The organism is Actinoplanes sp. NPDC049668 (genome assembly GCF_044465445.1).
In the GTDB taxonomy this organism is placed as follows: Bacteria; Actinomycetota; Actinomycetes; order Mycobacteriales; family Micromonosporaceae; genus Actinoplanes.
Genome location: NZ_JBITLR010000012.1, coordinates 14329 through 28522 on the forward strand (window position 1 = coordinate 14329; position 14194 = coordinate 28522).

The 14194-nt window shown below is 70.7% G+C and carries 12 protein-coding genes; 7 read left to right on the forward strand and 5 right to left on the reverse strand.

Annotation, left to right across the window (positions count from 1 at the left end; genetic code table 11):
* Positions 1-4 precede the first annotated feature (4 nt).
* The 4 genes from ACIBSW_RS38810 to ACIBSW_RS38825 all read left to right on the forward strand — a co-directional run bounded on the left by ACIBSW_RS38810 (position 5) and on the right by ACIBSW_RS38825 (position 3742).
* Positions 5-847, forward strand: coding sequence for a carbohydrate ABC transporter permease (locus tag ACIBSW_RS38810; protein WP_354728608.1), 843 nt, complete (start codon positions 5-7; stop codon positions 845-847).
* Between the two features lie 2 nt (positions 848-849).
* Entirely contained in the window at positions 850-2331 is a 1482-nt protein-coding gene (locus tag ACIBSW_RS38815; RefSeq protein ID WP_354728606.1) for an alpha-N-arabinofuranosidase, read from the forward strand.
* Positions 2332-2444: 113 nt separating this feature from the next.
* Positions 2445-2825, forward strand: a complete 381-nt coding sequence (locus ACIBSW_RS38820; protein WP_354728605.1) for a hypothetical protein — start codon at positions 2445-2447, stop codon at positions 2823-2825.
* Between the two features lie 134 nt (positions 2826-2959).
* Positions 2960-3742, forward strand: a complete 783-nt coding sequence (locus ACIBSW_RS38825; protein WP_354728603.1) for a transposase family protein — start codon at positions 2960-2962, stop codon at positions 3740-3742.
* Between the two features lie 83 nt (positions 3743-3825).
* Here ACIBSW_RS38825 and ACIBSW_RS38830 read toward each other — a convergent pair whose 3' ends face one another.
* The 4 genes from ACIBSW_RS38830 to glpK (ACIBSW_RS38845) form a co-directional block, all read right to left on the reverse strand.
* Positions 3826-4545: an SMI1/KNR4 family protein gene (locus ACIBSW_RS38830; RefSeq protein ID WP_354728601.1), complete on the reverse strand. Its 720-nt coding sequence runs from the start codon at positions 4543-4545 to the stop codon at positions 3826-3828.
* 540 nt (positions 4546-5085) lie between these two features.
* A complete protein-coding gene (locus ACIBSW_RS38835; protein ID WP_354728599.1) occupies positions 5086-5661 on the reverse strand; it encodes a hypothetical protein in 576 nt (191 codons plus the stop codon).
* Positions 5662-5778: 117 nt separating this feature from the next.
* Positions 5779-7494 carry a glycerol-3-phosphate dehydrogenase/oxidase gene (locus tag ACIBSW_RS38840; protein WP_354728597.1) on the reverse strand — a complete coding sequence of 572 codons (1716 nt, stop codon included), beginning with the start codon at positions 7492-7494 and terminating at the stop codon, positions 5779-5781.
* A gap of 29 nt (positions 7495-7523) precedes the next feature.
* A complete protein-coding gene (glpK, locus tag ACIBSW_RS38845; RefSeq protein WP_404799599.1) occupies positions 7524-9011 on the reverse strand; it encodes a glycerol kinase GlpK in 1488 nt (495 codons plus the stop codon).
* Positions 9012-9096: 85 nt separating this feature from the next.
* Here glpK (ACIBSW_RS38845) and ACIBSW_RS38850 point away from each other — a divergent pair, with 85 nt between their 5' ends.
* From ACIBSW_RS38850 to ACIBSW_RS38860, 3 genes are all read left to right on the forward strand, one after another.
* On the forward strand, positions 9097-9864 hold the full coding sequence (locus tag ACIBSW_RS38850; RefSeq protein WP_354730819.1) for an IclR family transcriptional regulator: 768 nt from the start codon (positions 9097-9099) through the stop codon (positions 9862-9864).
* A complete protein-coding gene (glpK, locus tag ACIBSW_RS38855; RefSeq protein ID WP_404799600.1) occupies positions 9861-11369 on the forward strand; it encodes a glycerol kinase GlpK in 1509 nt (502 codons plus the stop codon). Before ACIBSW_RS38850 ends, glpK (ACIBSW_RS38855) begins: the two co-directional genes overlap by 4 nt.
* 181 nt (positions 11370-11550) lie before the next feature.
* Positions 11551-12891 (forward strand): NAD(P)/FAD-dependent oxidoreductase, encoded by a 1341-nt coding sequence (locus ACIBSW_RS38860; protein WP_354725829.1) that lies wholly within the window; start codon positions 11551-11553, stop codon positions 12889-12891.
* A 55-nt stretch (positions 12892-12946) separates the two neighbouring features.
* Here ACIBSW_RS38860 and ACIBSW_RS38865 read toward each other — a convergent pair whose 3' ends face one another.
* The gene (locus tag ACIBSW_RS38865; protein ID WP_354725831.1) at positions 12947-13960 is read right to left on the reverse strand and encodes a LysR substrate-binding domain-containing protein; all 1014 of its coding nucleotides are present in this window, start codon (positions 13958-13960) and stop codon (positions 12947-12949) included.
* Between the last annotated feature and the right edge of the window lie 234 nt (positions 13961-14194).

The following is a 14194-nucleotide window of genomic DNA, read 5'->3' on the forward strand; positions in this document are numbered from 1 at the left end:
CACCATGACCGACCTCGCCCAACGGGCCGAGTTCCGCGTCAAGCTCTTCAACCGCATCTGCCTCGGCGTGCTGATCGCGTTCGCGCTGCTCTGGATCGTGCCGCTGGCCTGGGCGCTGGACACCGCGCTCAAGCCGAACGCCGAGACCACCAAGACCACCTGGGCGATCGACGACCCGACCCTGGACGCCTTCGCCCGGGTGCTGCGCGACACCGACATCCTGACCTGGTTCGGCTCCAGCCTGTTCATCGCGACGCTGTCGGCCGCCGGCACGGTGCTGGTGGCCAGCCTGGCCGCGTACGCGCTGTCCCGGATGAGGTTCCGCTACCGCAACGTGGTCTTCTGGCTGGTGCTGGCCGGCATCATGATCCCCGGCCAGGTGCTGATCGTGCCGTGGTTCCGCCAGTTCGACGCGCTGGGGCTGCTGAACACCTGGTGGGCCGTCAGCCTGCCGCAGATACCCACCGCGATCGCGGTCTTCATCTTCAAGCAGTTCTTCGACGGCCTGCCCCGCGAGCTGGAGGAGGTCGCCCGCATGGACGGCGCGGGCTACCTGCGCATCTACCGCCGGATCATCATGCCGCTGGCCCGGCCCGCCGTCGCGGCCGTCGCCATCTTCACGTTCGTGCAATCCTGGAACGACCTGCTCTGGCCGCTGCTCGTGCTCAGCAACCCCGACATCATGACGATCCCGGTCGGCCTCGCGACCGTGCAGGGCTCGTTCGGCATCCGGTACGCGGACACGATGGCCTCGGCGATCCTCGGCGCGGTGCCGCTCGTGGCAGTGTTCCTGCTGTTCCAGCGCAACATCGTCGAAGGAATCGCCGGCAGCGGCCTGAAGGGGTGAGCGTGCTCTTCTCCACCATGACCATCGACCCGGCGTTCCGGATCGGCGACGTCGACCCCCGGCTCTACGGCTCGTTCGTCGAGCACATGGGCCGCTGCGTCTACACCGGAATCCACGAGCCGGACCACCCGACCGCCGACGAGCACGGCTTCCGGCGCGACACCGCCGACCTGGTCCGCGAGCTCGGCACGCCGCTGGTGCGCTACCCCGGCGGCAACTTCGTCTCCGGGTACCGGTGGGAGGACGGCATCGGCCCGGTCGAGGACCGGCCGACCCGCCTGGACCTGGCGTGGCGCTCCCTGGAGACCAACCACGTCGGCGTCGACGAGTTCATGACCTGGGCGCGGACCGTCGGCGTCGAGCCGATGATGGCGGTGAACCTCGGCACCCGCGGCATCGACGCGGCCCGCTCCCTGGTCGAGTACTGCAACCTCGGCTCGGGCACCTACTGGTCGGACCTGCGCGGCGGGTCGCCGTACGGGATAAAGACCTGGTGTCTGGGCAACGAGATGGACGGGCCCTGGCAGATCGGCCACAAGACCGCCGGCGAGTACGCCCGGCTGGCGCTCGAGACGGCCAAGGCGATGCGCCAGGTCGACCCGTCGATCGAGCTCGTCGCCTGCGGCAGCTCGGGCCGGCAGATGCCGACGTTCGGCAGCTGGGAGGCGACGGTGCTCGGCGAGACCTACGACGCCGTCGACTACGTCTCCCTGCACGGCTACTACCAGCAGCACGGCGACGACCGGGACAGCTTCCTGGCCTGCGCGACCGACATGGACCAGTTCATCGACGAGGTCGTCGCCACCGCCGACCACGTGCGCGCGGTCGGCCGGCACCGCAAGCGCCTGTATCTCTCCTTCGACGAGTGGAACGTCTGGTACCAGAGCCGCTTCGCCGGCGAGACCAACCTGGAGATCGAGCAGGCACCCCGCCTCATCGAGGACGTCTACTCGGTCACCGACGCGGTCGTGGTCGGCAACCTGCTGATCAGCCTGCTCCGCCACGCCGACCGCGTGAAGATCGGCTGCCAGGCCCAGCTCGTCAACGTCATCGCCACGATCATGACCGAGCCGGGCGGCCCGGCCTGGCGGCAGGCGAGCTTCCACCCGTACGCGCTGACGACCCGCTACGGCCGCGGCACCGTGCTGCGCCCGGCGATCACCTCACCGACCCACGAGACCGCCCGCCACGGCGAGGTACCGCTGCTCGACGCGGTCGCGGTGCACTCTGACGCGGGCACCGTGGTGTTCGCGGTGAACCGCTCACAGACCCAGCCGATGACCCTGGAGGTCGACCTGCGCGCCCTGCCGGGCCTGACGACGGCGACCCACACGGTCCTCGCCGACGACGACCCGGACGCGGTGAACACCGCACGCCAGCCGGACCGGGTCACCCCCCGCGACCTCGACGACCCGAAACTCGACGGCGGCCGCCTCCAGCTCACCCTCCCCGCCCTCTCCTGGAACATGATCCGCCTCAGCTGATCGCGGGTTGAGGTCCTGATGTCTGCGGCGAGGCCGAGGCCCGTGGCAGTAGCCTCCGCAGATACGGTGGATCCCAGGTGGGATGCCCTCGACGCAGTCAGAGTGGGATGAACGTGGCGTATGAGGCGATGACCATGGTCGGTCTCGCCGGCCATCTGGCCGGTTGCGGCGACGAGAAAACCAACTGGAAGTACGTCTGGGAGTTCCTCGAGGAGTACCGGTGGGAGCCGGTCGAGCGAAAGCCCCGGCTTTTCCAGGCGGAGCCGCCGTCGACCGGTGACGAGCAGTGGGACGCACTGCTGGCCGCGATGGCAGAACACCTCGCGGCCCAACTCGACCTGGCCCCGCCGGAGTGGTCACGTTCGCGCGTCCTGCGGACTCCCTGGTTCCCGTCATCGTTGCCGTCCAAGCGTATGGAGGCCCTCGTCTGGGCGCCGGCAGCGTTTCGCAAGCACGGTGTCTACCTGTCCGCGCGAGACCTCGAAGCCGCATGAGTGAAGACGGAGTCTTTCCAACCTGATCTTGCAGGTCAGTGCGGGTAAGTAGGGGCCGGAGATCGAAGACGGCGAGGCTCCAGGTAGGACGGCAAATCGACCAAGACCCGACGCCCCGACCGGGAGCCTCGCCTGTGCTGTCTAACCCGTCCACAATCTCGTTGTCCAGCCGGACCCTCAACCACCTCGCCGAACTCATCCGCAGCCACCGCAACCAGCAACGATCCAGATGGCGACGGCTGAATGCCGGTCGGCAGGCCCTGCTCGCCCTGGCTTACCTGCGTAACGGCGACACGTACACCCGGCTTGCGGCTGCCTTCGCGATCGGGGTTGCGACTGCATGGCGCTACGTTCAAGAGGCAATCGCCCTGCTCAGCATGGCCGCTGACGACCTGGACGCCGCGATGCGACGGATCCGCACCCTTGCCTACGCCATCCTGGACGGCACGCTGATCCCGATCGACCGCATCGCCGACCAGAAGCCCTACTACTCCGGCAAACACAAACGGCACGGAGTGAACGTGCAGGTCATTGCCGACGCGGCCGGCCGACTCGTCTGGGCGTCACCGGCGCTGCCGGGTAGGACGCACGATCTGACCGCCGCCCGCACCCACGGCATCATGGATGCTCTGACCCGGGCGAATGCGATGACCTTCGCTGACAAGGGTTATCAGGGAGCCCGCGGCAGCGTGCGAGCGCCGTTCAAGCGGCGCCGCTTCCGGCCGAAGCTGTCACGCCGGCAGAAGGCTGTCAACCGCGCCCACGGGAAGATCCGCGCCCGTGGAGAACGGGCGATCGCCACCCTCAAGACCTGGAAGATCCTGGTCAAGCTGCGTTGCTGCCCACGACGGGCGACCGCGATCGTGCAGGCCATCTCGGTCTTGCACCACGTCGAAGCCAACCGCTACGCAGGATGAAAGGCTCATTATCGAGGGGCAACACCGATCACCAGGGAGTCCACCGGTAGGGCGACCGCTTGCCGGTGGCCGGCGTCGCCCCGCTACAGCTCGTCCGTCGACCATTCTCCGGGCAATGCGCGCTGCACTGCGGCGATCGCCTCCGGCGACGGAGCGCGGACCCACAACCAGGTCTCGGCGTCCTCCTGGAGAATCGCCCCCGACCCCTCGAACCACCGCACCGACGGCCCGTCGGCCCACCTCGGATAGTCGGGTAGCGGCAGTCTGCGGAACCGGTTCCTCAGCAGTGCGACGGTCTCATCCTCGTAGAGGTGAAGGTTCGCGCCGAACCCGTCACCCGAGATCACCCACTCCGACAGGATCATCTCCACGCATGCCAGCGAGACCCGTTCAAGGAACGGATGCCAGACGGGCTCCCCGTCATTCCGAGAGACGACCGGCGGGTCGGACTCGGTTATCGCCGACAGCGGAATACCCCACTCGGCGACGTGCTGGCACTCCCAGCGGAAGACCAGCACACGGCCCGTGTCGTCGACGCCGACCGAATGCGGAGCGAGCAGTTGATTCTGGCTCCGGGTGAGGTCGAGACGCCTGCCGATCAACGTATAGACCTCACGAAGCGCCGCCGGCAGCGGGAACCCCAGCCGGGTTTCCGCGGCGCGCAACTCCTCGTCGTCGCAGCCGTCGCCGGTAACCACCGGTCTCGCGTAACGGGCGGCGAACAGCCGGATGAATCGCCATGCCCCGGCGGCATCGCGCACGCCCCCGGCAAGTTCGGAGTGGAGATCGAATCCGTCATTCACGAGGGACACCATATGGGCGACACCGCGATTTCCCCTGGTCGACACCGGGCTCCCGCACAAGATCGTCAGTGAACCGTTCAACCTGGCATCGAGCCCGTAGGGGCCGGGCCGCTGGCCGGCGCCGGCCGCTGCCAGCCTCGCCGCGTTGAAAAAGGTTCAATGATCAGGCCAGCGCGTATGTGTCAGCACAGAAGGACGACGGCAAAAGGGAAGTCTTCGACCATCCGGGAATACGCATCATGGCGGCCTCGCCGGAACACGTCTTCGCGATGAAGGCTTTCGCCGCCCGCAGCCGCGACGAAGAAGACCTACGCGCTCTCGCGGGAATCATCGGCATCGCCGACATGGCCGCGGCGCTTGAGATTTGTGAGTGGTTCTTCCCCGCAGAGCCATTGCCACCCAGGTCTCGGGCAATGCTGGAGGACTTGTTCGGGCAGTATGAGCCGGCAAAGCGCCCTGCCCGCCCTCTCCTGCAGCCTCGCGTCAGGCCTGCGGGGGCTGCTGCGCCGCGCCGGGTGCGTAGGCGGTGTGCGGCGCCGCCTACTGGGCCTGCGCCGCCTGCTGGCTCGCCTGCCACGCGGCGTGCTGCTGCGCGGCGTGCTGCTGGGCGGCCCGCTCGTACGCGGCCTGCGCCTCGGCGGCGAAGGCGGGGTGTGCCTCCTTGAAGACGACCGAGCTGCCGTCGGCGGCGACGTCGCCCCGCGTCAGCATTCGGTAGCCGCCGCGAGCCAGGAAGCCGAAGCCGACGGCGCAGGCGATGATGGCGACGAGCAGCAGCCAGACCCCGGTCTGGCCCAGCTCCACCCCCGCGAACGTGATCGCGATCAGCAGGGCCAGCGGCAGGAGCAGGCCCAGCCCGATCAGCGTTCGCTGCTTGTGCAGGTCCCGGCACTGGGCGCAGAACGGCCAGGCCTCCGCCTTCACCTCCTTGCGCAGCACCATGACCGCGATGAGGAACGGCACGGCGCCGATGAGGAGCAGCACGTAGGTCCAGCCCGGCGGCTTGGAGATGAACCTGACCTGCTTGCGCAGGACGGCGAGCTCGCCGTGCCGGGCGCAGACACCCGGCACGCCGTCGCCGGACGAGACCAACGAGGAGAAGATGCCGATGCTCACGAATGCCTCACAAGGGGAGATGCCGGGGAGCGGCCGAACTGAAGATCGCCAATGCCGCCCGGCGCGAGACAATAGCAGCTCAGGGCCGGGCGGGCGGCGGTCGTGTCGGGGGTGTGGTCAGGCGAAGGCGGCGGCGAGTGGTGGGGTTTCGCGCTGGGTGGCGTCGGCGGTGAGGTCGTCGGGTTGTTCCTGGGCGGCCAGTTCGGCCGCGACCCGGGACTCGTAGCGGCTGATCTCGTACGCGGTGTCCTGTGCGGTCCAGCCGAGCGGGCCGGCGATGAGCGGGCCGACCGCGTGCGCCGCCCGTACGCCCCGGTCCGGGGTCTCGAACGAGATGCGGGTGCGGCGGGTGAGCACGTCGTCCAGGTGGCGCGCGCCCTCGTGGGTCACCGCGTAGACCACCTCGGCCCGCAGGTAGTCGCCGGCGCCGTCCAGGGGCTCGCCGAGCGTGGGATCGGCCTCGATCAGGGCCAGTACCTCGTCGACCAGGGTGCCGTAGCGGTGCAGCAGGTGCTCGATGCGCGAGACGTGCAGGCCGGCCCGGCGGGCCAGTACGCCGCGGCGGTTCCACGCCGCCTGGTAGCCGGACGCGCCGAGCAGCGGTACCTGGGCCGTGCACGAGGCCGGCACGCGCGTGGTGAGGTCGCGCGTCGCGGCGTCGACGGCGTCGCGGGCCATCACCCGGTAGGTGGTGTACTTGCCGCCGGCGATGATGACCAGGCCGGGTGCCGGGGTGTCCACCGCGTGTTCGCGCGACAGCTTCGAGGTCAGCTCGGCGTCGGCCGAGAGCAGCGGGCGCAGGCCGGCGTAGACGCCCTGGACGTCCGCGCGGGTCAGCGGGGTGACGAGCGCCTTGTTGACCTCTTCCAGCAGGTAGTCGACGTCGCGGCCGGACGCCGCCGGGTCCTGCTTGTCGAGGTCCCACGGGGTGTCGGTGGTGCCGATGATCCAGTGGCGGTCCCACGGGATGACGAAGAGCACGCTGGTCGCCGTACGCAGGATCATGCCGGTGGTGGCCGGGATGCGGTCGCGCGGCACGACCAGGTGGACTCCCTTGGACGCGGTGATGTGGAACTGTCCGCGCTGGGCCAGCAGCGCCTGGATGTCGTCGGTCCAGACGCCGGTCGCGTTGATGACCGTGCGGGCGCGGATCTCCAGTTCGGTGCCGGACTCGGCGTCGCGGGCGCGGACGCCGACGACCCGGCGGCCCTCGCGCAGGAAGCCGACGACCTCGGTGCGGGACGCGACGTGCGCGCCGTGCGCCGCGGCGGTGCGGGCCAGGAACAGGGTGTGGCGGGCGTCGTCGACCTGAGCGTCGTAGTAGCGGATCGCGCCGACCAGCGAGTCGGGGCGCATCCCCGGGAAGGCGCGCAGGGCGGCGCCGCGGCTCAGGTGGCGGTGCCGGGGCAGGCCCGCGCCGAAGCCGCCGGAGATGCCCAGGGTGTCGTAGAGCAGGACGCCCGCGCCGGCGTAGAGGCGTTCCCAGGCGCGGTGGCGCAGCGGGTAGAGGAACGGGATCGGGCGCACGAGGTGCGGCGCCAGCCGCTGCACCAGCAGGCCGCGTTCGCGCAGCGCCTCGCGGACCAGGCCGAAGTCGAGCATCTCCAGGTAGCGCAGGCCGCCGTGGATCAGCTTGCTGGACCGGCTGGACGTGCCGCTGGCGAAGTCCCGGGCCTCCAGCAGGCCGACCGAGAGTCCGCGGGTGGCCGCGTCGAGCGCGCAGCCCGCGCCGACCACGCCGCCGCCGACGACGAGCACGTCGAGTTCCTCGCCGGTCGACATCGCGGCCAGGGCCGCCTCGCGCGCCTGCGGCGCCATCACTGCCGTGTTCATGGAGTGTCCTCTTTTCGTGTCGGGTCGCGTCAGCTGACGCTGACCCAGTTGAGGCTGCGGTCGACGGCGGCCTTCCACCGCGCGTACCCCTCGTCGCGCCGGTCCTGTGACCAGGCCGGCTGCCAGCGCCGGTCCTCGCGCCAGTTGGCCCGCAGCTCCGATGTGGAGCGCCAGAGGCCGACCGCGAGGCCGGCCGCGTACGCCGCGCCGAGCGCGGTGGTCTCGGCCACGGCGGGCCGGCTGACCGGCACGCCGAGGATGTCCGCCTGCAGCTGCATGCAGAGCGCGTTGGCGGTCACGCCACCGTCCACCTTGAGGCTGTCCGGTGACGTGCCGGCGTCGCGGGCCATCGCCTCGGCCACGTCGCGGGTCTGGTAGCAGATGGCCTCGAGCGCGGCCCGGGCGATGTGCGCGGCGGTGTGGTAGCGGGACAGCCCGACGATGGCCCCCCGCGCGTCGGAGCGCCAGTACGGCGCGAACAGCCCGGAGAACGCCGGCACGAAGCAGACGCCCTCGGTGTCGTCGACCCGGGCGGCCAGGGCCTCGCTCTCGGCGGCGTCGCCGATGAGGCCGAGCTGGTCGCGCAGCCACTGCACGGCGGAGCCGGTCGCGGCGATCGAGCCCTCCAGGGCGAACACCGGCTCCTCGTCGCCGAAGCGGTAGCCGACGGTGGTGAGCAGCCCGTGCGCGGAGCGGACCGGCTTGGTGCCGGTGTTGAGCAGGACGAAGTTGCCGGTGCCGTAGGTGCATTTGGCCTCGCCGGGCGCGAAGCAGGTCTGGCCGAACAGCGCGGCCTGCTGGTCACCGATCGCCGCGGCGATGGGCACGCCGGGCAGGACCGCGTCGGCGTGGCCGTAGACCTCGGAGGAGGAGCGGATCTCGGGGAGCATGGCGCGGGGGATGTCGAAGAAGCCGAGGAGTTCGTCGTCCCATTGCAGGGTGGCGAGGTTCATCAGCATGGTGCGGCTGGCGTTGGTGACATCCGTGAGGTGCCGGCCGGTGAGGTTCCACAGCAGCCAGCTGTCCATGGTGCCGAACAGCACCTCGCCGCGCTCCGCGCGTACCCGAAGACCGTCGACGTTGTCGAGCAGCCACTGGACCTTCGCGGCGGAGAAGTAGGTGGCCGGCGGCAGGCCGGTGCGGTCCCGGATCACGTCGCCGCGGCCGTCGCGGTCGAGTTCGGCGACGATCCGGTCGGTCCGGGTGTCCTGCCAGACGATCACGTTGTGGCACGGCAGGCCGGTCGCGCGGTCCCACACCACGACGCTCTCGCGCTGGTTGGTGATCCCGACGGCGGCCAGGTCGCCGGCGACCAGCCCGGTCTCGGCGAGCGCTACCGCGATGCACCTGCGGGTGTTCTCCCAGATCTCCAGCGCGTCGTGCTCGACCAGCCCGGCGCCGGGCAGCAGCTGCCGGTGCTCGATCTGGTGCCGGCCGATCTCGGTGCCGGCCCGGTCGAAGACCATGAAGCGCGTGCTGGTGGTGCCCTGATCGATCGCGCCGACGAACTCCGCCACGGTTCCTCCCGGTTGCCGCCTACGTGCCGGGACGTTATGAAGCGGGCGGGGCGGGGTCAACGCGGAGCGTGCGACAATGTCGCACGTGCCGGGTCTGATCCAGTCCATCGAACGCTCGTCGGCAGTGCTCCGGCTGCTGGCGGCCGGTCCGGACCGGCTGCGGGTCAAGGAGATCGCGGACTCCCTCGGCCTGGCCAAGTCGACCGCGCAGAGCATCCTGCGCACGCTGGAACACATCGGTTTCGTCGAGCGGGACCCCCGGACCACCCGCTACCGGCTCGGCCGCGGCCTGATCGAGCTCGGCTCCGGCGGCCTCGACGTCAACGAGCTGCGGTCGCGGGCCCTCGACTGGGCGGACACGCTCGCCTCCCGCAGCGGCGAGGAGGTCCGGATCGGCGCGCTGCACGACGGGAGCGTGATGGTGGTGCACCACGTGTTCCGGCCCGACGACTCCGCGCAGTCGATGGACACGGGCAGCCTGCTGCCCGCGCACGCGACCGCGCTGGGCAAGGTGCTGCTCGCCTACGACCCGGTGGCCGCGGACGCCGTGGGCCGGGGCGCGCTGGACGCGTACACCCGGCGGACCGTCGGCTCGGCCCGGGACCTCGCGCGGTCGCTGGCCGAGATCCGGTCGCGCGGCTGGGGGCTCTCGGTCGAGGAGCGGGCGCCGGGGCGGGCCGGGATCGCGGCGCCGGTCCGGACCTCCGGCGGGCTGGTGGTCGGCGCCATCGGGATCTCCGGCGGCATCGAACGGCTCTGCGACACCCGGGGCCGGCCCCGGCCCGCGCTGGTCGAGCACGTGTGCGACGCCGCCCGGGCGATCTCCCGCGACCTGGCCGGGCCGCGGCCGTGAGCGAGCGCTACGTCCTCGCCGTAGATCAGGGCACCACCTCCACCCGGTGCATCCTGTTCGACCGCCGCGCCACAGTGGTCTCGGTGGTCCGCAGCGAGCACCCGCAGTCCTACCCGAGGCCCGGCTGGGTCGAGCACGACGCGGCCCGGATCTGGCGCGACGTCCAGCGGCTGATCCCCCGGGCGCTGCGCGAGGCCGGCGCCGGCCCGGAGCAGATCGCGGCGATCGGCATCGCCAACCAGCGCGAGACCACCGTGCTCTGGGACCGCGCCACCGGCGCGCCGGTGGCGCCCGCGGTGGTCTGGCAGGACACCCGGACGGGCGAGCTGGTCGAGCGCCTCGGCAGGCGCGCGGACGCCGCGATCGTGCCGGAGCGCAGCGGCCTGCCCCTGGCGACCTACTTCTCCGCGACCCGCCTGCGCTGGCTGCTCGACAACGATCCGGGTCTTCGGGTACGCGCGGAGCGCGGCGAGGTGCTGTTCGGCACCATGGACAGCTGGCTGCTGTGGAACCTCACCGGCCGGCACCTCACGGATGTCACCAACGCCAGCCGCACCATGCTGATGAACCTCGCCACCCTGCAATGGGACGACGAACTCCTCGGCTTCTTCGACATCCCCCGCGCCATGCTCCCCGAGATCCGCTCCTCCTCCGAGGTCTACGGCCACGCCGACGCGGTCCTGCCCGGCGTGCCCATCGCCGCGGCGATCGGTGACCAGCAGGCCGCCCTGTTCGGCCAGACCTGCTTCGCGCCCGGCGAGGCCAAATGCACCTACGGCACCGGGAGCTTCCTGCTGCTCAACACCGGCACGGAGCTGGTCCGCTCGACGCACGGGCTGGTCAGCACCGTCGCGTTCCAGCGCGCCGGCGAGCCCGCGCGATACGCCCTGGAGGGCTCGATCGCGATCACCGGCTCGCTGGTCCAGTGGGTGCGCGACGGCCTCGGACTGATCGGCACCGCCTCGGAGATCGAGACCCTCGCCCGGACCGTCGACGACAACGGCGGCTGCTACATCGTGCCGGCGTTCTCCGGGCTGCTGGCGCCGTACTGGCGCAGCGAGGCCCGCGGCGTCATCGTCGGGCTGACCTCATACATCACCAAGGGCCACCTGGCCCGGGCCGTGCTGGAGGCGACCGGCTGGCAGACCCGCGACGTGGTCGACGCGATGAACGCCGACTCCGGCCTGGCGCTCGCGGCGCTCAACGTCGACGGCGGGATGACCTCGGACAACCTGCTGATGCAGTTCGTCGCGGACGTCGTCGGCGTCCCGGTGGTACGCCCGATGGTCGCCGAGACGGTGTCGCTCGGCGCCGCGTACGCGGCCGGTCTCGCCGTCGGCTACTGGTCCGACCTGCAGGACCTGCGCAACAACCGGCACCGGGCCGGGCAGTGGCTGCCCGCCATGGACCCGGAGCACCGCGCGGCCGAGTACGAGAACTGGCAGCGCGCCATCGAATGCGCCGTCGTCTGGAGCCGACCCCGGCCGGGAGCCGACGCACCCTGACAACCGCGACGTGTGCCTTTCCCTTTACCGAACAGGGGAATGAAACAGACCCGCCCGCCACAGGACCGGGGAATCTCCGCTATTCCTGCCTGGACGCGGGGAGGCTGGTTTCAAGCGCGTGACGATCAGCCGAGATTAGAAGGGGAATACGGTGGCTATAAGTGATTCAAGCCCGGATGTCGTGATCGTCGGTGGTGGATTCGCGGGAGTGACGGCGGCGCGCGAGTTGACGATGCGTGGGCGGACCGCGGTGCTGCTCGAGGCGCGTGATCGGCTGGGTGGGCGGACGTTTACGGCGGATCACGACGGGCATGCGATGGAACTCGGTGGCACCTGGGTCCACCCTTTGCAGCCGCACGTGTGGGCCGAGATCGACCGTTACGAGGTGGAGACCGAGACGTTCCCGGTGCTGGAAGGGCTGCGGCAGGCAGTCGTGTCCGGCGGCCGTGTGGTGGATCTGTCCGACGACGACGTCGCCCAGGCAGTCGACGCGCTCGCCCAGTACTGCGCGCCCGGCACGACCCTGTTTCCTGAGCCCTACTCGGGAACGTGGGGTCCGGACCCGCAGAACTTGGACAATCGATCGATGCGCCGGCACCTGGAAACGCTGAACGTGAAGCCGGAGCTGCGCGACTGGGTCGAGGGGATGTGCTGCGTGACCGCGTTCGGACCACTCGACCAGGCCGCCGCGACCGAGCTCTTCCGGTTCTACGCCTTGTCGGGGTGGAGCTCGGAACAGATGCTGGCCGCGTTGTCGGCCACGAAGCTGGTGAAAGGCACCCGTGAGCTGATCGGCGCCATCGCCGCGCAGGCGAGACTCACCGACATCCGCCTCAGCTCACCGGTACGGCGGATCGTGCAGAGCGGCGACCACGTCCGCGTCGAGATGACCGACGGCGAGACGATCAACGCACCGGCCGCCGCGATCACACTTCCGTTGAACGTGCTGAACACCGTCGAGTTCGACCCGCCCCTGTCGCAGACCAAGCGGACCGCCTCGGCGCAACGGCATGCGGGCGCCGGCATGAAGTGCTACGTGCGCGTCAAGGGCGACATCGGCAACGTCGCCGTCGTGGCCCCCGAAACACAGCCGGTCAACTGGGTGGTCACCTACGACCACGACGCGAACGGTTCGTGGCTGATCGTGTTCGCCGCCACCCCGAAGCGGCTACCGATGAGCAGCTTCGACGACGTCGCCGGCATGCAGCAGGCGCTGCAGCCGATGCTGCCCGGCGTCGAGGTGGAGAGCATCGTCGGCTGGGACTGGAGCAACGACCCGCACGCACTCGGCACCTGGTGCATCTTCCGGCCGGGGCAGCTGACGCAGGTGCTGCCGGAGCTGCGCACCGCCGAAGGCCGGCTGTTCTTCGCCAGCGGCGACTCCGCGGTCTCGTGGCGCTCCTCGATCGACGGGGCCATCGAAAGTGGCTACCACTCCGCCCACGACGTCGACGAGTATCTGACCGCGAGCGGGCACCAGACGCTGTCCCCCGCCGCGCTCTGGTCCCCGGCCAAGGCCTGACCTCGACGTTGAGAAATTTCAACCTGGCCTCGGGCCACGACGAAAGGCTCACCACCTAGCTGGCGCGTTCGCCGGGCGCGTCGCGCCAGCCCTTCTCGACCGAGAGCGCGCGGGCGGTGCGGACCAGGTCGAGCGCGAAGCGGGACGGGTCCTGCGCGCGCCAGAGGATCGACCAGGGGTAGCGCGGCACGGACGGGCCCAGCGGGCGCCAGGTCAGCTCGGAGCCGGGCGAGGTGCAGCCGTTGGACGCGGGGGTGCAGAGCACGCAGCGCCCCTGCGTGACCAGGTCCGCGGCCGCGCGCAGCGTCTGCACGCTGCCGGTGAACAGGGTCGGGAAGAAGCCCGCGGACCGGCACACCTCGGCGACGAACGCGTTGAACTCCGGCGCCTGCTCCTCGTCGGCGAGCAGCAGCGTCTCGCCGCGCAGCGCGGCGACCGGCACCTGCGGGAGCCCGGCGTACGGGTGACCGGACGGGACCAGGACGCCGAGCGAGTCGAGGCGGAAGATCTCGGCGGCGATGTCCGGCGCGGCGCCGGGCAGCCGTCCGACCCCGACGTCGAGGCGGCCGTCGGCGAGCAGGCGGCACTGCTCGGGCACCCCGGCCAGCACCTGGTGGATCTCCAGCTCCGGGTGGCGGGCCTGTATCGCGCGCAGCACCGGGCGGACGGCGTCGTAGCCCTCGTCCAGGACGCCGACGCGCAGGCTTGGCGCGGCCGGTGCCATGCCTTGGGCGAGCACGGCGGCGCGGTCGACGTGCTCGAGGATCTGCCGGGCCTCGATCAGGAAGCGGGCACCGGCCGCGGTCAGCGCGACGTGGCGGGTGGTGCGGTCGACCAGCAGGACGCCGACGGCCCGCTCGAGGCGCTGCACCTGTGCGCTGAGCGCGGACGGGACGATGTGCTCGCGGGCGGCGGCGCGGCCGAAGTGCAGCTCCTCGGCGAGGGTGACGAAGTAGCGCAGCTGGCGTAGCTCGATGCGGGCGCCGCCGACGGCGTCGGGCAGTGCCCGGATCGCGGACCGCGAGGGCCGCCGGCCGGCCGCCGCCGGCTGTCGGGGCAGGCCGCTCATGCCGAGACCTCCGATCACCGACCCCCGCATACATCGATACGTATCTCGCAGTGTTATCGCTAACATTCACGTCGTCAAGGCGCAACGGCCCCGAAACATGACATCCGCGCATCGACTGTTAGCGGTCACATCGGCACGCCGGATCGGCTTGGAAACGAAGAGGATGATCCTCCGTTTCACTGGGTGGGACGGCGGCGCGGGAAACTCCACAAAGTCGGCCAAGTTAGTAGACAA